Genomic DNA, 24,484 nt, shown 5'->3' on the forward strand with positions numbered 1-24,484 from the left:
GCACCCCAGAGACGGATCCGGTAGGACATGACACGCGTCGAATCGAACAGCAGTGCGGGCAACCCGCCGACGAGCGCGGGACGAGTGGCCTCGTCCGGCGCCGTCGGCGGGGCGAACCCGCAGGTCGAGGTCGTGATCGTGACCGGGCTCTCGGGCGCGGGCCGAGGCACCGCCGCCCGCGTGCTGGAGGACCTCGGCTGGTACGTGGCCGACAACCTGCCCCCGGAGCTGTTCGGGCGGATGGTGGAGCTGGGGGCTTCGGCGAAGCCGCCGATCCGCCGTCTCGCGCTGGTCATGGACGTGCGCAGCCGGTTCTTCACCGGTGATCTGTCGGGGGTCACCGAGCAGTTGCGCGCCCTGGGCGTGCGCACCAGGGTGCTGTTCCTGGAGGCCTCCGACGACGTGCTGATCCGCCGTTTCGGCTTCGCGCGGCGCAGACATCCGCTGCAGAGCGAGAGCAAGGACGGCACGTTGTCGGCAGGCATCGCCGCCGAGCGGGTGCGGCTGTCCGCCGTGAAGGCGGCCGCCGACCTGGTGATCGACACCACCGAGCTGTCCATCCATCAGCTGCACCGCAAGATGGAGGAGGCCTACGGCGGCGGCGCGCCCAGCGCATTGCAGCTCACCGTGCAGTCGTTCGGCTTCAAGTACGGAGTTCCGCTGGACGCGGACATGGTGTTGGATGTGCGTTTTCTACCCAATCCACATTGGATACCGGAATTGCGGGAACACACCGGTCAGGAGCCGGTGGTCAGCGAGTACGTGCTGTCGCGTCCCGGCGCGGACGACTACCTGCGTACCTGCCACCACCTGGTCGAGCTGACCACGAACGGTTACCGCCAAGAGGGGAAGCGATACATGACGGTCGCAGTGGGCTGCACCGGAGGCAAGCACCGGAGCGTCGCGATTGCCGAGGCACTGGGCGAGTTGATGAGCGAGGTCACCGGCGGTCCGGAGGACTCCGCCGATGTGGTCCGGGTAGTGCATCGAGACCTGGGGCGCGAATGACCGGTTGGGAATCCAACCCCAGCATCGTCGCGCTGGGTGGCGGACACGGCTTGTACGCGACGCTGACCGCGGTGCGGCGGCTGACCAGGAAGATCTGCGCGGTGGTCACCGTCGCCGACGACGGGGGCTCCTCGGGCCGGCTGCGCGCCGAACTGGGGGTGCTGCCGCCCGGGGATCTACGGATGGCGCTGGCGGCCCTGGCGGCGGACGCCGACGGCGTCTGGACACAGACGGTCCAGCATCGGTTCGGCGGCACCGGCGCATTGGCCGGGCACTCCGTCGGCAACCTGATCCTGGCCGGACTCACCGAGGTGCTCGGTGACCCGGTCGCCGCGCTCGACGAGGTCGCCCGCATGTTGCGCATCACCGGACGGGTGCTGCCGATGTCGCCGATCGCGCTGGACATCGAGGCGGACGTGTCCGGATTGGAAGCGGATCCACGGGTGAGCCGCTGCATTCGCGGTCAAGTTGCCATCGCGACGACGCCGGGTAAGGTGCGGCGAGTGCGGCTGATTCCGTCCGATCCACCGGCCAGTCCGGAGGCGACCTCGGCGATCGAACACGCGGACGTCGTGGTGCTCGGCCCGGGATCGTGGTTCACCAGCGTGATCCCGCACGTCCTCGTCCCGGAGCTACGGGAGGCCCTGGTGTACACCAGGGCGCGGAAAGTCCTGGTGCTCAACCTCGCCGCGGAGCCGGGGGAGACCGCGGGGTTCTCCGCGGAGCGGCATTTGCATGTATTGTCCCAGCACGCACCGGAATTCGTCGTCGACGAGGTGCTGGTCGACTCCGGCTCGGTACCGGAGGGCCGCGAGCGGGAACATGTGGCCAGGGCTGCCGAACAGTTGCGGGCACGAGTAACCTTCTCCGATGTCGCCGAAGCGGGAACGGACCGGCATCACCCCGGAAAGCTTGCCGCCGCACTGGATCAACTGATCCGGCAACCTCGGCCGCAAATGGCAGGGCTTCGAGTCGAGGGACGGCACATGGGTCAGGATGTGCGTTCCGGGTTGGGTGGAAAGGAGCGCGTCCCGTGGCGATGACAGCCGATGTGAAAGACGAGCTGAGCAGGCTCACCGTGTCGCAGGTGAGTTCCCGCAAGGCGGAACTGTCCGCACTGCTGCGTTTCGCGGGCGGCCTGCACATCGTCGGCGGCCGGGTGATCGTCGAGGCCGAGGTGGACATGGGGTCCATCGCGCGCAGGCTGCGCCGGGAGATCTTCGAGCTCTACGGCTACGGGTCCGACGTGCACGTGCTCGGCGCGGGCGGTCTGCGCAAGACCTCCCGGTACGTCGTGCGCGTCTCCAAAGAAGGGGAGGCGCTGGCCCGGCAGACCGGCCTGCTCGATGTGCGCGGCCGTCCGGTGCGCGGCCTGCCTGCGCAGGTGGTCGGCGGCAGCATCGCCGACGCCGAAGCCGCTTGGCGCGGCGCGTTTCTCGCCCACGGCTCGCTCACCGAACCCGGACGTTCCTCGGCGCTCGAGGTCAGCTGCCCCGGACCCGAGGCGGCGCTGGCACTGGTCGGCGCGGCCCGGCGGCTCGGCATCACCGCCAAGGCGCGCGAAGTGCGCGGCACCGACCGTGTGGTGGTGCGCGACGGCGAGGCGATCGGTGCGTTGCTGACCAGGATGGGCGCGCACGGCACCCGCATGGTGTGGGAAGAACGCAGGCTGCGCCGCGAGGTGCGCGCGACGGCGAATCGCCTGGCCAACTTCGACGACGCCAACCTGCGCCGCTCCGCGCGGGCCGCGGTGGCAGCGGCGGCCCGGGTGGAACGCGCGCTGGAGATCCTCAGCGACGACGTGCCCGACCATCTCGCCGCCGCGGGCAAGCTGCGCGTGCAGCACCGTCAGGCCTCGCTGGAGGAACTCGGTCAGCTCGCCGACCCGCCGATGACGAAAGACGCCGTCGCCGGCCGCATCCGGCGGCTGTTGTCGATGGCCGACCGGCGTGCCAAGGAACTGGGCGTGCCGGACACCGAGTCGGCCGTGACGGCCGAACTGCTCGACGAAGCCTGATCCCGCGTCTGCGCGCTCGCCACGATCCCCGCGGCCGGATGGTCGCGGGGATCGTGGCGTTCCTGCGGCCGGAATTCCTGTTGGTCGGGCGTCTGACCAGGCATCCCGCCCGCGCGAATGCCAGGTGCGTGTCGGCGAGGTCACCGCAGGGCGTTAGTGTGAGTGGACATCGGAATGATCCGCTGGAAAGTTGAGGAGCGATAACGTGACTGTCCGGGTAGGCATCAACGGCTTCGGTCGTATCGGACGTAACTTCTTCCGGGCGGTGGAGGCGCAGAAGGCGCTCGGCACCACCGACATCGAGATCGTCGCGGTCAACGACCTCACCGACAACGCGACCCTCGCCACTCTGCTCAAATACGACTCGATCCTCGGCCGGCTGCCCCAGGACGTCTCGCTCGACGGCGACGACACCATCGTGGTGGGCGACCAGCGGATCAAGGCGCTGGCCATCAAGGAGGGCCCCGCCGCACTGCCGTGGGGCGACCTCGGCGTCGACGTGGTCGTCGAGTCCACCGGCATCTTCACCGACGCCACCAAGGCCAAGGGGCACCTCGCCGCAGGCGCGAAGAAGGTGATCATCTCCGCCCCGGCCAAGGGTGAGGACATCACCATCGTCATGGGCGTCAACGACGACAAGTACGACGGCAGCCAGAACATCATCTCCAACGCCTCGTGCACCACCAACTGCCTCGGCCCGCTGGCCAAGGTGCTCAACGACGAGTTCGGCATCGAGCGTGGCCTGATGACCACCATCCACGCCTACACTCAGGACCAGAACCTGCAGGACGGCCCGCACAGCGACCTGCGCCGCGCCCGCGCCGCCGCGCTGAACATCGTGCCCACCGGCACCGGCGCCGCGAAGGCCATCGGCCTGGTGCTGCCCGAGCTGCAGGGCAAGCTGGACGGCTACGCGCTGCGCGTCCCGGTCCCGACCGGTTCGGTCACCGACCTGACCGCGACCCTGCGCAAGTCGGCCTCCATCGAGGAGATCAACGCCGCCTACAAGGCCGCCGCCGAGGGCCCGCTGAAGGGCATCCTCAAGTACAACACCGATCCGATCGTCTCCAGCGACATCGTCACCGACCCGGCCTCGTCGATCTACGACGCTCCGCTGACCAAGGTGATCGACGACCAGGTCAAGGTCGTGTCCTGGTACGACAACGAGTGGGGTTACTCCAACCGTCTCGCCGATCTCATCGGCCTCGTCGGCAAGTCGCTCTGACGCGCATGGCTGTCAAGACACTCGCGGATCTGCTCGGCGAGGGTGTGGAGGGCCGGGGCGTACTGGTGCGCTCGGACCTGAACGTCCCGCTCGACGACAACGGACAGATCACCGACCCCGGCCGCATCGTCGCGTCGGCGCCCACCATCAAGGCGCTCGCCGAGGCGGGCGCCAAGGTCGTCGTGACCGCGCACCTCGGCAGGCCGAAGGGCGGGCCGGACCCGAAGCTGTCACTGGCGCCGGTGGCCGCCAGGCTCGCCGAGGAGCTGGGCCGCAACGTCCAGCTCGCCGGTGACGTGGTGGGCCAGGACGCGCTCGCGCGGTCGGAGGGCCTCACCGACGGCGACGTGCTGCTGCTGGAGAACATCCGGTTCGACCCGCGCGAGACCAGCAAGGACGACGCCGACCGGGCCAAGCTGGCCGCGGCGCTGGTCGAACTGGTCGGCGACGACGGCGCCTTCGTCTCCGACGGATTCGGCGTGGTGCATCGCAAGCAGGCGTCGGTGTACGACGTCGCCGAGCAGCTGCCGCACTACGCGGGCACGCTGGTCGCGGCCGAGGTCGAGGTGCTGGCCAAGCTGACCGAGAACCCGGATCGCCCGTACGCGGTCGTGCTCGGCGGGTCCAAGGTCTCCGACAAGCTGGCGGTCATCGAAGCGCTCGCCCCGAAGGTCGACACGCTGGTGATCGGCGGCGGCATGTGCTTCACCTTCCTTGCCGCACAGGGCCTTTCGGTGGGCGCCTCGTTGCTGCAGGAGGAGATGGTCGACACCTGCAAGCAGCTGCTCGAGCAGTACGCCGACGTCATCCACCTGCCGCGTGACATCGTGGTGGCCGACAAGTTCGCCGCCGATGCGGAGTCGAAAGTGGTTCCCGCGCACGAGATTCCGGACGGCTGGCTCGGCCTGGACATCGGCCCGGACTCGGTGGATCGCTTCGCGGCCTTGCTGACCGAGGCGCGGACCGTCTTCTGGAACGGGCCGATGGGCGTGTTCGAGTTCGAGAAGTTCGCGGCGGGCACCCGCGGGGTGGCCGAGGCGATCGTGACCGCTACCGGCAAGGGCGCGTTCACCGTGGTCGGTGGCGGCGACTCGGCCGCGGCCGTGCGGGCGCTCGGCCTGCCGGAGGACGGTTTCTCGCACATCTCCACCGGCGGCGGCGCGTCGCTGGAGTACCTGGAGGGCAAGGAACTGCCCGGCATCGCGGTGTTGGAGGACTGACCATGGCACGCAAACCGCTCATCGCGGGCAACTGGAAGATGAACCTCAACCACCTCGAGGCCATCGCTCTGGTGCAGAAGATCGCGTTCGCCCTGCCGGAGAAGTACTTCGACAAGGTGGACGTGTCGGTGATCCCGCCGTTCACCGACATCCGCAGCGTGCAGACGCTGGTCGAAGGGGACAAGCTCCTGCTCACCTACGGCGGCCAGGACGTCTCGGTGCACGAGTCGGGGCCCTACACGGGTGAGATCAGCGCGAGCATGCTCGCCAAGCTGGGCTGCACTTTCGTCGTGGTCGGGCACTCGGAGCGGCGCCAGTACCACAACGAGGACGACGCCACCGTGCTGGCCAAGGCCAAGCAGGCGTTGAAGCACGGGATGACTCCGATCGTGTGCATCGGCGAGGGCTTGAACATCCGCGAGGCGGGCACGCACGTCGAGTACAACCTCGAGCAACTGCGGGGATCGCTGAAAGGCCTGACGCCGGAGGAGATCTCGAAGATCGTCATCGCCTATGAGCCGGTGTGGGCGATCGGCACCGGCAAGGTCGCCACCCCCGCCGACGCGCAAGAGGTCTGCGGCGCGATCCGTGGGGAGTTGGAGAAGCTGGCCGGACCGGAGGTCGCGGCGGTCGTCCGCGTGCTCTACGGCGGTTCGGTGAACGCCAAGAACGTCGGAGAACTGGTCGCGCAGAGCGACATCGACGGCGCCTTGGTCGGCGGCGCTTCGCTCAAGGGTGACGAATTCGCCACCCTTTCCGCGATCGCTGCGGGCGGCCCCTTGCCCTGAGCAGGCACGACAGTCGACAGCCCGGTATCGCCGCGTGCGATACCGGGCTGTGTTGTTTACGCCGAGAGCGATCGCGGACCCGGGCTCGTGCCGCTCGTGCGATGATGTCGGAGCTCGATCCCTCAGCCCGGCAAGGATTTTCGTGACTGTTCGCAAGCCGGCCCGCAGTTCGTCGGGAAGACCATCCCGATGCGCACGCTGATCCGGCTGGAGTCGGCCGACCGGGTGGTCATGGAGATCTATTTCGCGCCGCCCGGCGAAGCGGAGCGGATCGCCGACCGCGTCGTGCTCACCAGGAAGAAGTAGCGAGCGCGCTCACTGCGCGTGCAGGACCAGGCCCGCGCCGTTGTCGTTGCGCAGGGTCAGCGTGTCGGCGTCCACCGTGGCGGTGGTCTTGCCGTCCAAGGCCTTCAGGACGGACTGCTCTACCTCCATCACCTCCGGCGAGCACAGCATCTTCGTGGTGGCGATTCGGAAGGTGATCTGCGCGCCGGACACCTCGGCGGTGCCGCTGAGGCGATTGCATCCGGTGCTGCCGGAGACGCTGTCGTTCTCGGCGATGGTGAGCGTCGGCTGCGCCTCGTCCAGGGCGCGCGAGCGGATGCTGCTGTTGTCGGTGATGAGCGCGGTGACCAGCCAGGCTGTGCCCTTGACCGGTTTGTCCGGCCGGGCGACCTTCTTGTCGAGCAAGGTCACCGTGCGGTCGGGACCGCGCAGGGTGAGCCGTGCGCCCTCCAGCCGCCAGGTGGGTTTGGAATTCAGCAGGCCGCTGAGCCACTCGTCGGCGCCGCGCCGTTCGTCCTCGCAAGCCATCAAGGTGGTGGCCAAGCCGGAGACGTGCAGAACCTGATCGTCCAGGGAGACCGCGCCGGTGAACTTGTTGCACCCCGCGTCGGCCGCCACCCGGTCGTCGGTGAAGCTGATCGTCAACGGGCCGCCGCCGGGAATCGGGGTGCCTTCGACGTCCGTAGAGAGAAAGGTGCGGCCCACCGGGGTCGGCTCGCCCCCGCCGCGATCCGGCTCTCCCCTCGAGCACGCCGCGATCGCGCAGAGCGCGACCAGGACGAGCGGTGCTGATCGTGCGAAGAGTGCCGCCATGCGGCGATGCTACCGACGACGGCCCGCCGCGCGGAGTGCGCATCGGCATCATCGGCCTGCCGACGGCCCTGTACCGCGCCGGATCCCGGACTCATGGGATGACTCGCGCGGCGGCGTATTACGATCTGTGCCGTGCACCGATGCTTCCCCATCACCCCGCCGCCCGCCTCCTGAGCGAGGTGTAGGTATCCAGCGCGCCACCGTGTGTTAGGCGCGCCCTTTCGGCATCGCCGCGCACCTCGCTTCCGCGACCCCGATCCCTTTCGTCGCAGGAGCGCGATCTTTCATGTCCTCATCTGTGTCCTCTGCCGCCCGTTCCGGGGTGGTCCATCTCGTCGGCGCCGGATTGCTCTGGGGTACCGGCGGTCTGCTCGGCACGCTGGTCCATCGGGCGACCGGTTTGCCGCCCGTCTCGGTGGCCACCTGCCGCCTCGCCGTCGGCGGGCTGCTGCTGGTGGTCCTGCTCGCGGGCACGCGGCGGCCGTGGCCGCGGGATCCGTCGGCGTGGCGCCGGATCGGCGCGGTCGCGGTCCTCGCCGCGATCTTCCAGGCCGCCTACTTCGGCGCTGTCGCGGCGTCGACGGTCGGCCTCGCGACGCTGATCACGATCGGCATGTCGCCGGTGGTCGTCGCGGGGTTGGAGCATGTCACCGGCCGGCATGCGGTGGACCGCCGCCGTGTGGTGACGATCGGCATCGCCCTGTGCGGACTGGCGCTGCTGCTCGGCGTGCCGACCGGTCGTGCCGGTGCGGGTGCGTTGCCGGCGGGCGCGGCGCCGGCGGCGGTGGCCGCGGTGGCGTTCGCGACGCTCACCGTGCTCAACGCGGCGCCGGTGCCCGGCCTGGACGCGATGACCACCACGGGGCTCGGGTTCACCGGCGGCGCGGTGCTGCTCGTTCCGCTCGCGGCACTGGGTGGGCTGACGTTCGACCCGACGCCCGCCGGTCTCGCGCTCGTGCTGGTGCTGGGGCTCGCGCCCACGGCGGTCGCCTACACCCTGTACTTCCGCGGGCTGTCGGAGGCGGGCCCTGGCATCGCCGCGGTGCTGGCTCTGCTCGAACCGCTCACGGGCGCGGTGCTGGCGGCGGTGGTCCTGGGCGAACGCCTCACCGCGCCGGCGCTGGCCGGAGCCGCGTTGCTGATCGTGGCGTTGCTGCTGGCCGCGACGGCTGCGGGTACGGCGGACCGGGGTCCGGACGCGGCGTCGGGGCGTCGTCGTCGCCGCGACTAAGCTTCGGCGCGTGACAACTGCCGCGACGACCCCGATTTCCACTTGGGCGCCGCTGCGGGCACCGGTGTACCGCGCGCTGTGGGTGGCGCAGCTGGTGTCGAATCTCGGCACCTGGATGCAGACCGTCGGCGCGCAATGGATCATGGTCGACCAGCCCAACGCGGCGGCGCTGGTGTCGTTCGTGCAGACCGCCATCACGCTTCCGGTGATGCTGCTGGCCATCCCGTCCGGGGTGATCGCCGACCTGGTGGACCGGCGCAGGCTGTTGCTCGGCGCGCAGTCCACGATGGCGGTGCTGGCCCTGCTGCTGGCCGTGTCGACGGCGACGGGCCACACCACGCCCGCGGTGCTGCTCACCTTGTTGTTCCTGCTCGGTTGCGGCCAGGCGTTGACCGCGCCGGCCTGGCAGGCGATCCAGCCCGAACTGGTCTCGCGCGAGCAGATCCCGGCGGCGTCCGCGCTGGGCAGCATGAATATCAACATCGGCAGGGCGGTGGGACCCGCGCTGGCGGGTGCGCTGGTCTCGCTGTCCGGGCCGACGCTGGTGTTCGCGCTGAACGCGGTGTCGTTCGTCGGAATCGTCGCGGTACTCACGGTCTGGCGCCGGCCGGCGACCGACCGGCGCCTGCCCACCGAGCGGCCTCTGGCGGCGTTGCAGGCCGGCACGCGGTTCATCCGCGCGGCGCCCGCGATCCGCCGGGTGCTGCTGCGCTCGATCCTGTTCATCGCGCCCGCGAGCGCGGTGTGGGCGCTGCTGCCGGTGATCGCGCGCGACCGGCTCGGGCTGTCGTCGTCGGGCTACGGGTTGATGCTCGGCGCCCTCGGCGTCGGCGCGGTGCTCGGCGCGGCGGCGCTGTCCCGGCTGCGAGCGTGGCTGACCCCGACGCAGCGGCTCACCATCGCCGCGATCCTGTTCGGGGCGGCGACGGCCGGCACCGCGCTACTGCGCGTGCTGCCGGTGGTGCTGGTGCTGCTGGTGTTCGCGGGGCTGGCGTGGCTGCTGGCGATGTCCACCATGAACTCGACTATGCAGCTGCTGCTGCCCGCCTGGGTGCGGGCGCGTGGACTGTCGGTGTACCTGCTGGTGTTCATGGGCGGGCAGGCGATCGGTTCGCTGGTCTGGGGTCTGGTCGCCGACGCGATCGGCTCGGTGCCCGCGCTGCTGTGGGCGGCGGTGCTGCTGGCGTTCTGCGCGGTGAGCACGGTGTGGTTGCCCATCCGGAACGACCCCGAGGTGCTCGACCTGACACCCTCGGCGTTCTGGCCGGAACCCGAACTGGCGGTCGTGCCCGATCCCGACGACGGTCCGGTGCTCATCCTGCGCAGCTACGACGTGCCGCCGGAGGACGTCGAGGAGTTCCTCGCCGCGATGGCCTTCGTCGGCCGGTCCCGGCAGCGCACCGGCGCGATGGAATGGCGTCTGTATCGCGACGTCGGGGCGGTCGACCGCTTCGTCGAGGCGTTCGTCGTACGGTCGTGGGCCGAGCACATGCACCAGCATCAGGTCCGGCTCACCGCGCAGGATCAGCTACGGGAAGAGGCCGTCGCGAAGTTCGGCGCCGCCGAGGGCGACCAGGTCACCCACCTGGTCGCGGTGGACCGGCGCTGATTCCGGTGCCGGCCGAGTGCCTGATTCGGTGCGCTCGCACCGACCGCATACACTGTCCGGCATGCGGATGTTCCTGGATATCCTCCTGATCATCACCAGCGTGCTGCTGGTGCTGCTGGTGCTGTTGCACCGCGCCAAGGGTGGAGGTCTGTCCAGCCTGTTCGGCGGCGGCGTGCAGTCCAGCCTGTCCGGGTCCACCGTCGTGGAGAAGAATCTCGACCGCGTCACCATCTTCACGGGCGTCATCTGGCTGATCGCCATTCTCGGCATCGGCCTGGAGATCAAGTTCGCCTGATCCCGGCGGTCACCGCGTGCCGCGCACCGAGCCCGGTCGCGGCGGTGTGGCTCGTTCCTACGATCCGTGTGTATGCAGCGTGAGTGCAGGTTCTTCAGTGCTGGTCGACAGGAGAAGCGACGGCTGCGGTCGCAGCTGGCCTGGCAGCTGTTGCTCGTCTGCACGGTTACGTCTTGCCTGGGGGCGCTCGGCCGGGCAAGTGCCCCGGCCGGCGCCGAGTCGTTGCTGTTGTGGGTTTTCGTCATCAGCGCGTCGTTCGGGTTGTTCTGTGTGGTCCTCGGCTACCTGACCCGGGTAGCCGTAACCCGGCGACTTCGGGTACCGGAACTCAGCCCCCTGCTCGCGCCTGCGCTGGTGGTGGCATTCACGGTGGCGGCGTGGAGCGCGGACCTACCAATCGCGGTGCGCTGGCAGTTCTCCGCGCCCAGCTTCGATGACGCCGCACGGGAGGTACGCGACGGTGTCGATCCGCGGAGCTTCGAAGGTCACATGCTCGGGCTCTACCGCATCGACAGTACCGACCACTACGCCTGGGGTACCTACTTCAGAACCAGCCCCATGACGGGCGACTGCTCGAGCGGGGGCGCAGGGTTCGCCCAGCTCACCGAGGACTCTCGCGCGTCAGAGGCATTCCATCATCTGAATGGTGATTGGTATTGGTTCTGCCTCGACAGTGCCGGGGAACCGACAATGCCAGACCGCCCCATCGGGGAATGGCGGTAGCCGACACGCGGACATCGTCGCGCTGGCGAGACCGGCGTGTTCGGAACCGGCGGACGCGGCAGGCAAAGCGCGATCGGCCCCGGCGCCGCCATAAGCGCTTCGCCGCCGATGAGCGGTCCGGCCGATTCCAGGAAGATCCTGCGGTCGCCGAGGCCCCTACGCCAGGTGAGCAGCAGCGCGCCGAGCGGATGACCGGCATAGTTCGCAACATCCCGACGCACCGTCCTCACCCGTGTATCCGGCGTGGCGCGCGCCGGGCCCGCCGCGCTCGGTGCAGCGTTTCCCTCGGCGCGCTGCGCTCGAGTCAGTCGACGCGCGGAACGCGGCCGTCGATGTCGGTGAACCCGTAGTACTCCGCGAGATCGGCAACCGCCCAGGGCAATCCGGTGCGTGAGCGCCGTCCCCCGTCGGTGGCGAGCGCGACGACGGCGCGGCCGGTGAAACGGGGCGTCTGCGCGTCGCCGAGGTCGAAGGTGCCCTCGCCGGGCAGCGTGACCATCCGCTTGCCGTCGGCGTCGGCCGGAACCAGTTGCAGCAATTCGGTATTCACGATGCCGGGCCAGAGCGAGACCACGGTCACCTCGGTGCCGGCGAGGTTGTGCGCCAGGTCGGCGGTGAGCCGGTCCAGAGCGGATTTCGCGACGCCGTACACGGCGTTGTGCATGTATCTGCGTGCTCCGGGCGAGGAGATGTTGACGATCAGACCGCCCGATTCGATCAGCAGCGGTGCGGCGAAATAGCTCGCCACGTAATGGGATCGGACGCCGACGTCGAACGACTCGTCCCACGCCGCGGGCGGCACCTCCCAGAACGGCTTGCCCAGCCAGCGCGCCGCGGCGGGGGAGTTGTAGACGTTGTTCACCAGCACGTCCAGTCTGCCGTGCTCGGTGCGGATCAGCTCGAACAACCGCTCCACGGCGTCGTCGTCGCGGTGATCGCACACGAACGGGATGCCGACCCCGCCCGCGGCATCGATTTCCGCGGCCGTGGCGTGTACGGTGCCGGGTAGTCGTCCCTGCGCCGTCGAGCGCCCGGTGACGAACACCGTGGCACCCGCCGCACCGAGTTCCAGCGCGATCCCCTTGCCGATGCCGCGGCTGGCGCCGGTGACCACCGCGACCTTGCCTTCGAGCCTCTCGGGTATTCCGCTCACGAAACCGGAACATTACCGTGAAACGATAACGTGTTCTAGGTTTTGGAGGTCCGAGTGGAACTGACCCATCGGTTCGTGACGTCCGGCGGTGTCCGCATGCACGTCGCCGAGCAGGGAGCGGGGCAGCCGGTGGTCTTCTGCCACGGTTTCCCGCACACCTGGTACATCTGGCATCGCCAGCTTCCCGCCATCGCCGCGGCCGGATACCGCGCTCTGGCGCCGGACTTGCGTGGGTACGGCCGGACCGAGATCCCGGCCGACCCGGAGGCGTACACGAATCGCGCGGTCTGCGGGGATCTGCTCGCCATGCTCGACGACATCGGCGCCGAGCAGGCGGTGTTCGTCGGCTTGGACTTCGGTGCGGCACTGGTGTGGGAACTGGCGTTGCGCGCACCGGAGCGGGTGCGCGGCGTCATCGTCTTGAACAACCCGTTCGCGCCGCGCCCGCCGCGCGCTCCGTCGCAGTTGTGGGCGAAGGCCGCGGCTCGGCACTTCCTGCACCTGCACTATTTCCAGACCCCGGGCGTGGCGGACGAGGAACTCGCCGCGGATCCGAGGGGGTTCCTGGCCCGCGTGTATTACGCGCTCAGCGCCGACTACCACTATCTGGACACCTGGCGCTTCCCGGCCGAGGGCACCGGCTACCTCGACGTGCTGCCGCAAGCGCCTGCGCTGCCGTGGAGCTGGCTCGGCGCGGACGAGTTGGACGTGCTGGCAGGGGATTTCGAACGCACCGGATTCACCGGCGGGCTGAACTGGTACCGCAACCTGGACCGCAACTGGGAACTCACCGCCGACTACGCGGACGCGAAAGTCACCGTGCCCGCCTACTTCCTGTACGGCGACCGCGATCCCGACATGGAAGGATTCAGCGGTCGTGACCCGCTGGCCACCCTGCGCGCGCACGTCACCGACCTGCGCGCGGTCACCGAGATCGCCGACGCGGGCCACCTCGTGCAGTTGGAGCGGACCGAGCAGGTGAACGCGTTGCTCACCGAGCATCTCGCCCACCTCGCGGCGCACCGGGCCGAGCTTCCGGCCTGAGGCGAAACGCCCTCGGGCTCAGCGGGGTTCGTTGTCGGTGGGCACCGCTAATGTTCGGTGAATGAGTTATAGCCTGAGCATCTACGTCGTCGAACTGGACAGGATCTCCGGCGCCATCGGGTCCCGGGACGACAAGCTCCGGCGGATGATCGGCGGCCGGTTCAAGGCCCAGCTGACCCACGACGACGACTGGTTCGCCGACGAGATCGCGGCCGGCGCGCCCACCCGTTACGAGGCGGTGCGCGCCGTCATCGACGGCGGCCCGTTCGACCCGGCCTACGGTTTCCAGTACGGCTACGCCTACCAGACGATCTGCCAGTTCTACGGGCGGTTCGTGGACAACCGCTACTTCTCGGCGTTCCGTGGCCGCTGGCTCGACCACATCGACGACGGCCTGGCCACGCTCGGCATCAAAGCGGTCAGCGTCCGCGCGTTCATGTACCACTCGCTGCCGTCCTCGCTGCCGCAGCCCGACGAATTGCCCGGCTACGGCGAATGGACGCCGGAGCAGTGCGCGGAAGCGCTGGTGCAGTGGGAGTCCACCACACCGCCGCAACGGGAGGAGGTCGACCACGAGGTGCTCGCGGCCATCGAGTCCTGCGTCGCGTGGATCCGGGAGGCGCAGGCGCGTCCCGGATGGGGCGTCGCCGGGTTCTTCTACTGAGTCGCCGAGCTACTGGTATTCCCCGGCCAGCTTCGGGTAGTCCGACCACCGCGGCAGCGGCTGGTAGTCGAGGTAGGCGGTGAGGCGGTCGAGCAGGTATTGCCAGCGCGGGCCGATCGCGCCGGCGTCGGCGGGCGGCACGTGGCGGCGGGTCAGTTCCACGGTGGTGACCACGCCGACCTGGCTCATCCGGACTTCGAGCAGGCAGCCGTCGATGTGCACGACCAGTTCGTGCGGCGCCTGGCAATGGTCGACCCGCACCGCGACCGGGCCGGAGACGGGACCGTCGAACAAGTCGATGGTGAGGTTGCCGTTACCGCCGGAGACGGCGCCGAGCCAGCGGGCGAGCTGGCCGCGCTCGGTGGCCGCCGACCAGACGTCCAGCACGGGCTTGTGGAACGACCGCAGGTAGTGCAGAAGCACCAGGTCGCCGTCGGCCGTGTGCTCGTGCTCCGGTCGTACCTCGCCGAGCATGGACATCGTGGTCATCGCGAGTCCTTTCCACTGCTGGTCACCGTCACCCTCACTGTATTTCCACTATTCCCCGGCCGAATCGAATTCCGGGGAATGCCGGGCCTCGGCGCGCCGCGGCTGCGTGCCGGTCTCGTCGACCAGCATCCGGAGGGCCGCAGCTTCGACGCGGTCCTCGTCCAAGAGCACCGTCGCGGCGGCCGGACCGAGCGGTACGAAACTGTCTTCGCTGGTCACACGCGCGAGACGGCCGGTGAAACCGGCGTCGATCAGAGCGGCGCACACCGCCTCCGATACGCCACCGCTGCGGCGGGTCTCGTCCGCGACGAGCACCCGTCCGGTCGCCTGCGCGTGCCGCAAAAGGTCCTCCACCGGAAGCGGCGCGAGCCAGCGCAGGTCGAGCACTCGCGCGTGGATGCCGTGCCGGGCCAGCCGCCGCGCCACGCGCAGGCTCATCGGCACGCCGTTGGCGAAAGCGGCGATGGTCAGGTCGGCCCCCTCGCCGTAGACCCGGGCGCGGCCGATATCGACGTGTCCGGCCGCCGACGGGCGCGCCAGCCACCCGTCGTCGCCCAAGTCGTGCAGGTCGCGGGTGTGATACAGCGCGATGGGCTCGAGATACAGGCACACCCTGCCGTCCACCCGGGCCGCGGACACGCAAGTGCGCAGCATCGCCGCGGCATCGTCGGCGCGGGACGGGGAGGCCAGCACGACGCCGGGGATGTCGCGCAGCGCGGCCACCGAGTTGTCGTTGTGGAAATGGCCGCCGAACCCTTTCTGGTAGGCGTATCCGGCGATGCGCACCACCATCGGATTGCGGTAGCGGCCGCCGGAGAAGAACGACAACGTGGCCGCTTCGCCGCGGATCTGGTCGGCGGCGTTGTGCAGGTAGGCGAGGTACTGGATTTCCGGGATGGGCACGAGCCCGGCCAGCGCCGAGCCCAGCGCGGTGCCGAGCACGCTCTGCTCGTCCAGCAGAGTGTCGAACACCCGGCGCGCGCCGAACGTCTTCTGCAACCCCTTCGTCACGCCGTACACGCCGCCTTTGCGGCCGACGTCCTCCCCGAAGACCAGCACGTCGCGATCTCGCTCCAGCAGGCTCGCGAGGGTGTCGTTGATCGCCTGCGCCACGGTCATCGGATCCGTCCGTGCCGCGCCGTTGCGCCGGGGCGGCGCATCCGGGCTCGCGATCGCGTCGCCGGGGTCCGCGTGAGCGCGGGGGAGCGGCCCGGTGCGCAGCACGTCGGCGCGCACGAGCGCCGGACGGGACGGGGCGATCGGGGCCATGACGGCCGCCGCGGAGGCGAGTTTCGGTTCGGCCGAGACCAGTTCGGCGGCCGCGGCGACACGGCGACCCAGCTCGGCGTAGCGGTCGAGCACGTCGGCGGGTGTGGCCACGCCGGACTCGATGAGCAACCGCGCGGTCGCAGGCACCGGGTCGCGGGCGAGGCCGGCGGCGAGGTCGGCGGGGCGGCGGTAGGCGGTTTCGACGTCGGATCCCGCGTGGCCGAGCAGCCGCACGGTCCGCAGATGCAGGAACGCGGGCGCGCGGTGGTCGCGTACCCACCGCGCGGCCGCCTCGGCGCTGGTCAGCGCGTCCAGTGCGGCGCAGCCGTCCGCGTGGAAGTACGCCAGGCCCGGACGACTGCCGTACGCCTGCTCGATCCAACCCGGAGGAGTGGGGACGCTGATCCCGATGCCGTTGTCCTCACAGACGAACAGGACGGGCATCGCGACTCCCTGGCGCGCGGTGTGGATCGCGGCATTGATCGCCCCGGCCGCGGTGGAATGGTTCGCCGACGCGTCGCCGAAACTGCACACCACCACCGAATCGACGGGCCACGGACCAGCGACACCGAGCCGCGCCGCCCGATCGATCGCGAACGCCAACCCGACCGCGCGCGGGAGGTGCGACGCGATGGTCGAGGTCTGCGGGATGATGTGGGCCGCGGCGCTGCCGAACACCTTGTGCCGCCCGCCGGAAATCGGGTCCGCCGCCGCGGCGACCACGCCGAGCAGCACGTCCCGGATCGGGTCCAGCCCGGGCACGCGGCGGGCCCGGTGCACGAAGAATGCCCCCGACCGGTAGTGCAGGAGCGCGGGGTCGGTGACCCGCAGGGCGGCCGCCACGGCGGCGTTGCCTTCGTGACCGGACGATCCGATGCTGTAGTAACCGCGTCGGGTGCCGCCGAGACGGCGTGCCGCTAGATCGAGATGCCTGCTCGTCGCCTGGGCTTCGAACAGTTCCAGGCACGCAGCGCCCGTGATGGCACTGCCGGGCGCGATCGGCTCGTCCGCCGATCGGCCCGGTCGCGGGACGAGTGCGGCGACGGCGGTGCGGAACCGCTCGTCCAAATCCACTGCCTGCTCGGTCACCGACCGATCATCTCGTAAATTCCACCGCCCGGCTGGAATTTCCGGCGTTGTTCTTCCGGCAATCCAGCCTGGCAGCGGGCAAATTTACGCGATCGTCTGGATTCTCGTCAGCCCAGAGCCGACGCGGCCTCTTGATCGAGCAGCCACGTGGTGGAGTCGATACCCGTCGCACCGGCCGCGGGCACCTCCACCGGGTCCGCGCCGCCGATGGCCGCGGCCACCGCCTCGGCCTTGGCCGCGCCGCCGACCACCAGCACCACGTGTCTGCTGCGGCGGATCGCGGGGAGGGTGAGCGTCACCCGCACCGGCGGCGGTTTCGGTGAATTCGTGACGGCGACCACGAGTTCGTGCTCTTCGCGCACGGCGTCGGTGTGCGGGAACAGCGAATTCACGTGCCCCTCGCTGCCCATGCCGAGCAGATGCAGATCGAACGCGCCGTGTTCGGCGAGGTGGGCGTGCACCGTCGCGGAGTACTCGGCGGCCGCCTCCACCGGGTCCGGATACTCGCCGTCGGAGGCGGCCACCGGATGGACCCGCGCCGGGTCCACCGGCACGTGGTCGAACAGGGCCTGCCTGGCTTGCAGGTCGTTGCGCTCCGGATCGTTCGCGGGTACGAAACGCTCGTCGCCCCAGAACACGTCGACCCGGGACCAGTCGATGTCGCCCGGCGACTTGCGCACCTGCTCCAGCAAGGCGATGCCGGTGCCGCCGCCGGTCACCACCACCGACGCGGAACCCCGATCCGCCTGGGCCGCCACCACGACCGAGACGAAGCGGGCCGCCGCGGCGGCCACCAGCGACTCCTGGTCGAGGTGCACCTCGACGGTGTCGCTGGGGAACGGCGAATCGGTGTGCTCACTCATAGATCACCTTCTCGAGTCCGGCGAGCGCCTCCGCGTAGGTCTCGTCGGCGTCCAGCCTGCGTAGGTCTTCGGCGAGGCAATCGCGAGTCGCTCTGCGCGCCAGAGCGATTCGCTGCACCGGTTCCCCGGTGCGGGTCAACGTCGCGGTGCGTCCGGTCTGCGGGCGTTCGATCGCGATGGAGACGGTCGGGCGGTGCAGTTCTACCCGCAGCGGCCCGGTGCGCCTGCGGACCGGGCAGTCCAGCCGGGCGGCCAGCCAACCGGCCAGGATGTCCAGAGCGGGTTCGTCGCGCAGCCCGGACACCGTCACCGAATCCACCGACTCGAACGGCGGCTCGTCCATGGCCGCCGCCAGCAGAGCGCGCCAGTACGTGATCCGGCTCCAGGCCAGATCGGTGTCGCCGCTGGCGTAGGACTGCAGCCGCTTCTTGATCGCCGCCTGCGGATCGGGCGCGAACGTGGCGTCGGTGATGCGGCGGCCCGCCAGGCGGCCCACCGAATCCTTGGACGGGAACTCCGGCGCCCCGCGTGGCCACCAGGCGACCACCGGCGTGTCCGGCAGCAGGAACGGGATGACGACACTGCTCTCGTGGTTCACCAGCTGACCTTGCAGGCGCAGCACGATGACCTCGGCCGCGCCCGCGTCGCCGCCCACCCGGATCTGCGCGTCCAGCCGGGTGGCGGCCTCCCGGTCGCCGCGCGCGAGCACCACCACGCGACAGGGGTGCTCGCGGCTTGCCTCGTTCGCCGCCTCTATCGCGTGCTCGGCTTCGGAGCTGTCGAGCGTGCACACCACGAGCGTGAGCACGCGGCCCACGGTGATCACACCGTTGCTCTCGCGCAACTGCACGATGCGCTTGGTGACCTCGCCGGTCTTGGTCTCGGGCATGTCGACGATCACGGGCGCCGCCATTCCCGCCCGGTGCGGGCGATCATCTCGTCGGCCGAGGCCGGACCCCAGGTACCCGCCTCGTACGGCTCCGGCCTGCCTTCGGCGGCCCAGTGCTCGAGCACCGGATCCAGGATGCGCCAGGACAATTCGACTTCCGCGTTCACCGGGAACAGCGACGGAACCCCGAGCAGCACGTCGAGGATCAGGCGTTCATAGGCCTCGGGAGAGGACTCGGTGAACGCCTCGCCGTAGTTGAAGTCCATGTTGACGTCGCGCACCTCCATGCTGGAGCCCGGCACCTTGGAACCGAACCGGGTGGTGACGCCCTCGTCCGGCTGCACCCGGACGACCAGCGCGTTCTGCCCGAGTTCCTCGGTCATGGTCTGGTCGAACGGCAGATGCGGCGCTCGCTTGAAGATGACCGCGATCTCGGTGACCCTGCGGCCGAGACGCTTTCCGGTGCGCAGGAAGAACGGGACACCCGCCCAGCGGCGGGTGTCGATCTCCAGCCTGATCGCGGCATAGGTCTCGGTCGTCGAATTCGGGTCGAAACCTTCCTCCTCCAACAGGCCGACCACGTGTTCGCTGCCCTGCCAGCCCTCGGTGTACTGGCCGCGAGCGGTGGTCTCGTCCAGCGGTTCGACGAGTTTGGTCGCGGAGAGCACCTTGATCTTCTCGGTCTGCAACTGCTTGGGCTCGAAGCTGATCGGCTCCTCCATGGCGGTGAGCGCCAGCAATTGCAGCAGGTGATTCTGGATCACGTCCCGCGCGGCCCCGATGCCGTCGTAGTAGCCTGCGCGGCCGCCGAGGCCGATGTCCTCGGCCATCGTGATCTGCACGTGGTCGACGAAGTTGGCGTTCCAGATCGGCTCGTAGAGCTGGTTGGCGAAGCGCAGTGCCAGGATGTTCTGCACCGTCTCCTTGCCGAGGTAATGATCGATGCGGAAGACCTGCTCCTCGGGGAACACCCCGTTGACCAGCGCGTTGAGTTCCTGCGCGCTGTGCAGGTCGTGCCCGAACGGCTTCTCGATCACCACCCGTCGCCACGGTTTGCGCGCCGCGTCCGGCCCGGTCGTCTGCGCCAGGCCGTGCGCGCAGAGCTGGTCGAGCACGACCGGGAACATGTTCGGCGGGATCGACAGGTAGAAAGCGTGGTTGCCGCCGGTGCCGCGCTCCTTGTCGAGCGTGGTCAGCGTGTCGGCGAGCCGGTCGAAGGCCGCGTTGTCGTCGAAGCTGCCCTGGACGAACCGGATGCCTTCGGAGAGCTGGTCCCAGACCTCTTGGCGGAAGGGGGTACGCGCGTGCGCCTTCACCGCCTCGAGCACTACTTGGGCGAAGTCCTCGTCGGCGTAGTCGCGGCGCGCGAAGCCGACCAAGCCGAATGCCGGGGGCAGCAGCCCCCGGTTCGCCAAGTCGTAGATGGCCGGCATCAGCTTCTTGCGGGACAGGTCACCCGTGACGCCGAAGATGACCATGCTGCACGGTCCGGCGATACGCGGGAGCCGTTTGTCCCGTTTGTCACGCAGCGGGTTCTGCCATTCGGCCGTGTCCGGCCGGTTCGTGGGCGCTGCCGCGGCCATCGATCAGGCGTTCCCGGTCGACGCCGACTTCAGCTCGTCGGCGGTGGCGGAAAGCAGCTCCTCCCAAGATTTCTCGAATTTGTCCACGCCCTCGCGCTCGAGCACCGCGAACACGTCGTCGAGGTCGATGCCGACCGCGGCGAGCTGATCGAAGACTTCCCTGGCCGCGGCCGCCCGGCCGCTGACGGTGTCGCCGCGGATCACGCCGTGATCGGCGACCGCCTCGAGCGTCTTCTCCGGCAGTGTGTTCACCGTGTTCGGCGCGACCAGTTCGGTGACATACATCGTGTCGGGGTACTCCGGGTTCTTCACCCCGGTGGAGGCCCACAGCGGGCGCTGCCGATTCGCGCCCGACGCGGCCAGGTTCAGGAACGTCGAGGTGTGCTTGCCGCCGTCGAACACGTCCTGATACTCCGCGTAGGCCAGGCGGGCGTTGGCGATGCCGGCCTTGCCGCGCAGCGCGAGCGCCTCCTCGGTGCCCAGCGCCTCCAGCCGCTTGTCGATCTCGGTGTCCACGCGGGAGACGAAGAACGAGGCGACGGAATGAATCTTGGCCGGGTCGTGGCCGCCGACCTTGGCCTTCTTCACACCCTCCAGATACGCGCCCATCACCGCGCGGTAGCGCTGGACCGAGAAGATCAGCGTGACGTTCACGCTGATGCCCTCCGCGATCACCGCGGTGATGGCGGGCAGGCCCTCCTCGGTGGCGGGGATCTTGATGAACAGGTTGGGCCGGTCGACGATCTTCCACAGTTCCACCGCCTGCGCGACGGTGCGGTCGGCGTCGAACGCCAGGCGCGGGTCGACCTCGATGGAGACCCGGCCGTCCACGCCGCCGGTCGCCTCGAAGACCGGAGCGAACACATCGCAGGCCGCGCGGACGTCGTCGGTGGTGATCGTGCGGATCGCGGCGTCGGCGTCCGCGCCTTGTGCGGCAAGCTCTTTCAGCTGGCCGTCGTAGGCGTGGCCCTGGCTGAGCGCAACCTGGAAGATCGTCGGGTTGGTGGTGACCCCGACGACGGACCGGGTCTCGATCAGCTCGAGCAGGTTGCCGGTGCGGATCCGGTCCCTGGACAGATCGTCGAGCCATACGGACACTCCCGCCGCCGAGAGGGCGGCGAGATTTTCGTTCTGAGCCATGAGCGCTTATCCCTTCACGTTCTCGAGCGTGCGCTGCGCGGCGGCAACGACGGCTTCCGGAGTGAAGCCGAATTCGCGGAACAGGGTCTTGTAGTCGGCGGAGGCGCCGAAGTGCTCGATCGACACGATCTCACCCGCGTCACCGGCGAACCGGTGCCACGGCATCGCGATACCGGCTTCGACGACGACACGAGCGGCGATCGCGGGCGGAAGCACCTCGTCCCGGTAAGCCTTGTCCTGCGCGTCGAACCACTCCACGCACGGCATCGACACCACTCGGGTGGCGATGCCCTGCTCCTCCAGCGTAGTGCGGGCGGCGACGGCGAGCTGCAGCTCCGATCCGGTGGCGATCAGGATCACCTGCGGTGTGCCGGTGGACGCCTCGGCCAGCACGTAGCCGCCCTTGGACACACCCTCGTAGCTGGTGCCTTCCAGGATCGGCAGATCCTGGCGGGTCAGCGCCAGCCCGGACGGGCCGTCCTGGTGCGGCAGTTCCGACACCGAGAAGTGCGACCGGTGCTCGCTGCTGTCGCGCTCCAGGATGGTGCGCCAGGCGTAGGTGGTCTCGTTGGCGTCGCCCGGACGGACCACGTTCAGGCCGGGGATCGCGCGCAGCGCGGCGAGGTGCTCGATCGGCTGGTGCGTCGGGCCGTCCTCACCGAGGCCGATGGAGTCGTGGGTCCAGACGTAGATCGCGGGCACTCGCATCAGCGCGGCCAGGCGCACGGCGGGACGCATGTAGTCACTGAACACCAGGAAGGTGCCGCCGTAGGGCCGGGTCGGGCCGTGCAGCGCGATGCCGTTGAGGATCGCGGCCATCGCGTGCTCCCGGACGCCGAAATGCAGCGTCCGGCCGTATGGGTCGGCCTTCCACATGCCGGTGGAGATCGACTCCGGCCCGAAGCTGGGCTGGTCGGGCATGGTGGTGTTGTTGGACTCGGCGAGGTCGGCCGAACCGCCCCACAGCTCCGGCAGCACCGGCGCCAGTGCGGCGAGCACCTTGCCGGACGCCTTGCGGGTGGCCATGCCCTTCGGATCCGGTTCGTGCACAGGCAGATTCGCGACCCAGTTGTCCGGCAGCCGCCGTTCGATCAGGCGGTCGAACAGCGCTTTGTTCTCGGGGTTGGCCGCGGCCCACGCGTCGAAGGACTTCTGCCACTGCGCGTGCGCCTCGCGTCCGCGCTCGACGACCTTGCGGGTGTGCTCGATGACGGCCGGGTCCACGTCGAAGCTCTTGTCCGGATCGAAGCCGAGGATCTTCTTCGTGGCGGCCACCTCGTCGGCGCCCAGCGCCGCGCCGTGGGCGGTGCCGGTGTTCATCTTGCTGGGCGCCGGGTAGCCGATGATGGTGCGCAGCACGATGATCGAGGGCTTGCCCGTCTCGGCCTTGGCGGCTTCCAGCGCGGCCTCGATGGCGACGACGTCCTCGCCGCCCTCGACCACCTGCACGTGCCAGCCGTAGGCCTCGTACCGCTTCGCGACGTCCTCGGTGAAGGCGATGGTGGTGTCATCCTCGATGGAGATCTTGTTGTCGTCGTAGACCAGCACGAGGTTGCCCAGTTGCTGGGTGCCCGCCAGCGACGACGCCTCGGAGGTGACGCCTTCCTCCAGGTCACCGTCGGAGGCGATCACGTAGATGAAGTGGTCGAACGGACTGGTGCCGGGCGCGGCGCCCGGATCGAACAGACCGCGCTCGCGCCGCGCGGCCATCGCCATGCCGACCGCCGAGGCGAGTCCCTGGCCGAGCGGACCGGTGGTGATCTCCACGCCGTCGGTGTGCCGGAATTCCGGGTGGCCCGGGGTGAGCGAGCCCCACTTGCGCAGGTTCTTCAGGTCGTCCAGCTCCAGGCCGTAGCCCGCCAGGTAGAGCTGGATGTACTGGGTGAGGCTGGAGTGCCCGCAGGACAGTACGAACCGGTCGCGGCCGACCCAGCTGGGATCGCTCGGGTCGATGCGCATGACGCGCTGGTAGAGCGTGTACGCCAGCGGCGCCAGGCTCATCGCGGTGCCGGGATGGCCGTTCCCGGCGTTCTGCACCGCCTCGGCGGCCAGGACCCGGATGGTGTCGACAGCCTTGGTGTCCAGATCCGTCCAGTCGTCCGGGTGGTTCGGCTGAGTGAGGGCGCGGATGTCGTCTGTGATCGACACGACCGAGGTTCTCCTGACATTGGTTTCGTCGACGGCGGGTGGGTTACTGACGGCGATGATCGCGCGGCAGCTACGGCGTGCTCACCGGGTATACCCACCTACCCTAGATGCGCCCGGTGACCGGCACACCATTAACCCTGTCTTGGTTTCGCGAGGCCCGTTGCGCTGCGTGTTCGCAGGTGGGATTTCGCGAGCGGCGACGGCGTCGGCGGGGTGTTGGCGGCCTTGCACGATGGGCGCTCGCGTGGGTGGGATCGGTCTCTCCGGTGCACACGCCGTAGCAGCGCCGGACGCGGGCCGCGCCGCGAACGCCCTCGTAGAAAGCGCTTTCGGTGGGGAGAGGCGGTGCTGAGCAAGCGACTGCTTTGTGGCGTCCGCCAGTGCGGTAGCGAAGTTGCTGGAAAACGTCACCCCAGGGCGCGGCGGATTCGCCCGGCCGCATCCGGTCCGACGAAATTTCCAGCCGGTCGGCGCGCGTGAGTGGCAGCGGACGCAGCGGCCCCTCGCGATTCGCCTCCTCAGGTGCCCTCGTGAGTTCTGATGCGGGTCGAGGACGGGGAGCGGATCGGGCCGAGCGCCCCGCACCGGTGGCGGTTCGGGCGAGCCGAACGTCCCTGGCGAAGCTGTCGCGGCGACGCGGAACGAGCCGTCGGGCGCGTCACATTCCGGCGCTGTAGCGCGGGGGCGACAGGAAGGGCGGGGGCGGCGGGGGTCTACCATCCTTTGTAGTAGTAGTCGCGCCGCACCGGTCGGAAGAGGCGCCGGGGCGGACCGAAGTCCGGCGCGGGCGCATCCGTGGCACCGGGGCGAGCGCACTGCTGGTCCATGCCGGATGCGATGCACAGCGTGCGAGGAGAGACAGTGCGGATTGGGCAACAGCCGGGTGGCGATGGTGCGCACGGCTCCTCCGCGACGGCGCTGGCCGACCGGTTCACGGGT

At 69.6% G+C, this 24,484-nt stretch carries 21 protein-coding genes; 12 read left to right on the forward strand and 9 right to left on the reverse strand.

What is annotated here, in order from left to right; genetic code table 11:
* Window positions 1-27: 27 nt before the first annotated feature.
* From rapZ to tpiA, 6 genes are all read left to right on the forward strand, one after another.
* Window positions 28-1,008 carry an RNase adapter RapZ gene (gene rapZ, locus ACWEKR_RS29150; protein ID WP_452357167.1) on the forward strand — a complete coding sequence of 327 codons (981 nt, stop codon included), beginning with the start codon at window positions 28-30 and terminating at the stop codon, window positions 1,006-1,008.
* Window positions 1,005-2,051 carry a gluconeogenesis factor YvcK family protein gene (locus tag ACWEKR_RS29155; protein WP_043693713.1) on the forward strand — a complete coding sequence of 349 codons (1,047 nt, stop codon included), beginning with the start codon at window positions 1,005-1,007 and terminating at the stop codon, window positions 2,049-2,051. Before rapZ ends, ACWEKR_RS29155 begins: the two co-directional genes overlap by 4 nt.
* A complete protein-coding gene (gene whiA, locus ACWEKR_RS29160) occupies window positions 2,042-3,025 on the forward strand; it encodes a DNA-binding protein WhiA (RefSeq protein WP_159837678.1) in 984 nt (327 codons plus the stop codon). Before ACWEKR_RS29155 ends, whiA begins: the two co-directional genes overlap by 10 nt.
* A 205-nt stretch (window positions 3,026-3,230) precedes the next feature.
* Window positions 3,231-4,250, forward strand: a complete 1,020-nt coding sequence (gene gap, locus ACWEKR_RS29165; RefSeq protein WP_063017743.1) for a type I glyceraldehyde-3-phosphate dehydrogenase — start codon at window positions 3,231-3,233, stop codon at window positions 4,248-4,250.
* Window positions 4,251-4,255: 5 nt separating this feature from the next.
* Window positions 4,256-5,470 carry a phosphoglycerate kinase gene (locus ACWEKR_RS29170; RefSeq protein ID WP_452357168.1) on the forward strand — a complete coding sequence of 405 codons (1,215 nt, stop codon included), beginning with the start codon at window positions 4,256-4,258 and terminating at the stop codon, window positions 5,468-5,470.
* A 2-nt stretch (window positions 5,471-5,472) separates the two neighbouring features.
* The gene (gene tpiA / locus ACWEKR_RS29175; protein WP_452357169.1) at window positions 5,473-6,258 is read left to right on the forward strand and encodes a triose-phosphate isomerase; all 786 of its coding nucleotides are present in this window, start codon (window positions 5,473-5,475) and stop codon (window positions 6,256-6,258) included.
* Between the two features lie 315 nt (window positions 6,259-6,573).
* Here tpiA and ACWEKR_RS29180 read toward each other — a convergent pair whose 3' ends face one another.
* Complete coding sequence (locus ACWEKR_RS29180; protein WP_452357170.1) at window positions 6,574-7,356, reverse strand: META domain-containing protein; 783 nt, start codon at window positions 7,354-7,356, stop codon at window positions 6,574-6,576.
* A 286-nt stretch (window positions 7,357-7,642) separates the two neighbouring features.
* On the opposite strand from ACWEKR_RS29180, the gene ACWEKR_RS29185 reads away from it, so the two are divergent.
* The 4 genes from ACWEKR_RS29185 (at window position 7,643) to ACWEKR_RS29200 (ending at window position 11,214) form a co-directional block, all read left to right on the forward strand.
* Window positions 7,643-8,587 carry an EamA family transporter gene (locus ACWEKR_RS29185; RefSeq protein ID WP_452357171.1) on the forward strand — a complete coding sequence of 315 codons (945 nt, stop codon included), beginning with the start codon at window positions 7,643-7,645 and terminating at the stop codon, window positions 8,585-8,587.
* 10 nt (window positions 8,588-8,597) lie between these two features.
* Window positions 8,598-10,196, forward strand: a complete 1,599-nt coding sequence (locus ACWEKR_RS29190; protein WP_195083521.1) for an MFS transporter — start codon at window positions 8,598-8,600, stop codon at window positions 10,194-10,196.
* A gap of 61 nt (window positions 10,197-10,257) precedes the next feature.
* A complete protein-coding gene (secG, locus tag ACWEKR_RS29195) occupies window positions 10,258-10,491 on the forward strand; it encodes a preprotein translocase subunit SecG (RefSeq protein ID WP_039798855.1) in 234 nt (77 codons plus the stop codon).
* Window positions 10,492-10,563: 72 nt separating this feature from the next.
* Entirely contained in the window at window positions 10,564-11,214 is a 651-nt protein-coding gene (locus ACWEKR_RS29200) for a hypothetical protein (protein WP_452357172.1), read from the forward strand.
* A 304-nt stretch (window positions 11,215-11,518) separates the two neighbouring features.
* Here the strand turns inward: ACWEKR_RS29200 and ACWEKR_RS29205 are convergent, their stop codons facing one another.
* The gene (locus ACWEKR_RS29205; protein ID WP_452357173.1) at window positions 11,519-12,367 is read right to left on the reverse strand and encodes an SDR family NAD(P)-dependent oxidoreductase; all 849 of its coding nucleotides are present in this window, start codon (window positions 12,365-12,367) and stop codon (window positions 11,519-11,521) included.
* Window positions 12,368-12,463: 96 nt separating this feature from the next.
* On the opposite strand from ACWEKR_RS29205, the gene ACWEKR_RS29210 reads away from it, so the two are divergent.
* Together ACWEKR_RS29210 and ACWEKR_RS29215 are read left to right on the forward strand one after the other, a co-directional pair.
* Entirely contained in the window at window positions 12,464-13,411 is a 948-nt protein-coding gene (locus tag ACWEKR_RS29210) for an alpha/beta fold hydrolase (protein WP_452357218.1), read from the forward strand.
* Between the two features lie 61 nt (window positions 13,412-13,472).
* Window positions 13,473-14,075, forward strand: a complete 603-nt coding sequence (locus ACWEKR_RS29215) for a DUF7691 family protein (RefSeq protein ID WP_159837660.1) — start codon at window positions 13,473-13,475, stop codon at window positions 14,073-14,075.
* Between the two features lie 9 nt (window positions 14,076-14,084).
* On the opposite strand, the gene ACWEKR_RS29220 is transcribed toward ACWEKR_RS29215, so the two are convergent.
* The 7 genes from ACWEKR_RS29220 to tkt all read right to left on the reverse strand — a co-directional run bounded on the left by ACWEKR_RS29220 (window position 14,085) and on the right by tkt (window position 23,545).
* Window positions 14,085-14,564 (reverse strand): SRPBCC family protein, encoded by a 480-nt coding sequence (locus tag ACWEKR_RS29220; protein WP_281879120.1) that lies wholly within the window; start codon window positions 14,562-14,564, stop codon window positions 14,085-14,087.
* A gap of 48 nt (window positions 14,565-14,612) precedes the next feature.
* Window positions 14,613-16,922: a thiamine pyrophosphate-dependent enzyme gene (locus ACWEKR_RS29225; RefSeq protein ID WP_452357174.1), complete on the reverse strand. Its 2,310-nt coding sequence runs from the start codon at window positions 16,920-16,922 to the stop codon at window positions 14,613-14,615.
* Window positions 16,923-17,029: 107 nt separating this feature from the next.
* Window positions 17,030-17,785, reverse strand: coding sequence for a 6-phosphogluconolactonase (gene pgl / locus ACWEKR_RS29230; protein ID WP_452357175.1), 756 nt, complete (start codon window positions 17,783-17,785; stop codon window positions 17,030-17,032).
* Complete coding sequence (gene opcA / locus ACWEKR_RS29235) at window positions 17,778-18,686, reverse strand: glucose-6-phosphate dehydrogenase assembly protein OpcA (protein WP_452357176.1); 909 nt, start codon at window positions 18,684-18,686, stop codon at window positions 17,778-17,780. The genes pgl and opcA overlap by 8 nt, the downstream gene beginning before the upstream one ends.
* Complete coding sequence (gene zwf / locus ACWEKR_RS29240; RefSeq protein ID WP_452357177.1) at window positions 18,683-20,257, reverse strand: glucose-6-phosphate dehydrogenase; 1,575 nt, start codon at window positions 20,255-20,257, stop codon at window positions 18,683-18,685. Before zwf ends, opcA begins: the two co-directional genes overlap by 4 nt.
* A 3-nt stretch (window positions 20,258-20,260) precedes the next feature.
* Window positions 20,261-21,397, reverse strand: a complete 1,137-nt coding sequence (gene tal / locus ACWEKR_RS29245) for a transaldolase (RefSeq protein WP_452357178.1) — start codon at window positions 21,395-21,397, stop codon at window positions 20,261-20,263.
* 6 nt (window positions 21,398-21,403) lie between these two features.
* Window positions 21,404-23,545 carry a transketolase gene (gene tkt, locus ACWEKR_RS29250; protein WP_452357179.1) on the reverse strand — a complete coding sequence of 714 codons (2,142 nt, stop codon included), beginning with the start codon at window positions 23,543-23,545 and terminating at the stop codon, window positions 21,404-21,406.
* Window positions 23,546-24,484: the final 939 nt, after the last annotated feature.

Source organism: Nocardia sp. NPDC004573 (genome assembly GCF_053602135.1).

Bases quoted from the DNA above. Each gene is read 5' to 3' on its own strand.
- rapZ (WP_452357167.1), top strand. From the start codon at position 28: ATGACACGCGTCGAATCGAACAGCAGTGCGGGCAACCCGCCGACGAGC.
- ACWEKR_RS29155 (WP_043693713.1), top strand. From the start codon at position 1,005: ATGACCGGTTGGGAATCCAACCCCAGCATCGTCGCGCTGGGTGGCGGA.
- ACWEKR_RS29170 (WP_452357168.1), top strand. From the start codon at position 4,256: ATGGCTGTCAAGACACTCGCGGATCTGCTCGGCGAGGGTGTGGAGGGC.
- tpiA (WP_452357169.1), top strand. From the start codon at position 5,473: ATGGCACGCAAACCGCTCATCGCGGGCAACTGGAAGATGAACCTCAAC.
- ACWEKR_RS29180 (WP_452357170.1), bottom strand. From the start codon at position 7,356: ATGGCGGCACTCTTCGCACGATCAGCACCGCTCGTCCTGGTCGCGCTC.
- ACWEKR_RS29185 (WP_452357171.1), top strand. From the start codon at position 7,643: ATGTCCTCATCTGTGTCCTCTGCCGCCCGTTCCGGGGTGGTCCATCTC.
- secG (WP_039798855.1), top strand. From the start codon at position 10,258: ATGCGGATGTTCCTGGATATCCTCCTGATCATCACCAGCGTGCTGCTG.
- ACWEKR_RS29200 (WP_452357172.1), top strand. From the start codon at position 10,564: ATGCAGCGTGAGTGCAGGTTCTTCAGTGCTGGTCGACAGGAGAAGCGA.
- ACWEKR_RS29210 (WP_452357218.1), top strand. From the start codon at position 12,464: ATGCACGTCGCCGAGCAGGGAGCGGGGCAGCCGGTGGTCTTCTGCCAC.
- ACWEKR_RS29215 (WP_159837660.1), top strand. From the start codon at position 13,473: ATGAGTTATAGCCTGAGCATCTACGTCGTCGAACTGGACAGGATCTCC.
- ACWEKR_RS29220 (WP_281879120.1), bottom strand. From the start codon at position 14,564: ATGACCACGATGTCCATGCTCGGCGAGGTACGACCGGAGCACGAGCAC.
- pgl (WP_452357175.1), bottom strand. From the start codon at position 17,785: ATGAGTGAGCACACCGATTCGCCGTTCCCCAGCGACACCGTCGAGGTG.
- zwf (WP_452357177.1), bottom strand. From the start codon at position 20,257: ATGGCCGCGGCAGCGCCCACGAACCGGCCGGACACGGCCGAATGGCAG.
- tal (WP_452357178.1), bottom strand. From the start codon at position 21,397: ATGGCTCAGAACGAAAATCTCGCCGCCCTCTCGGCGGCGGGAGTGTCC.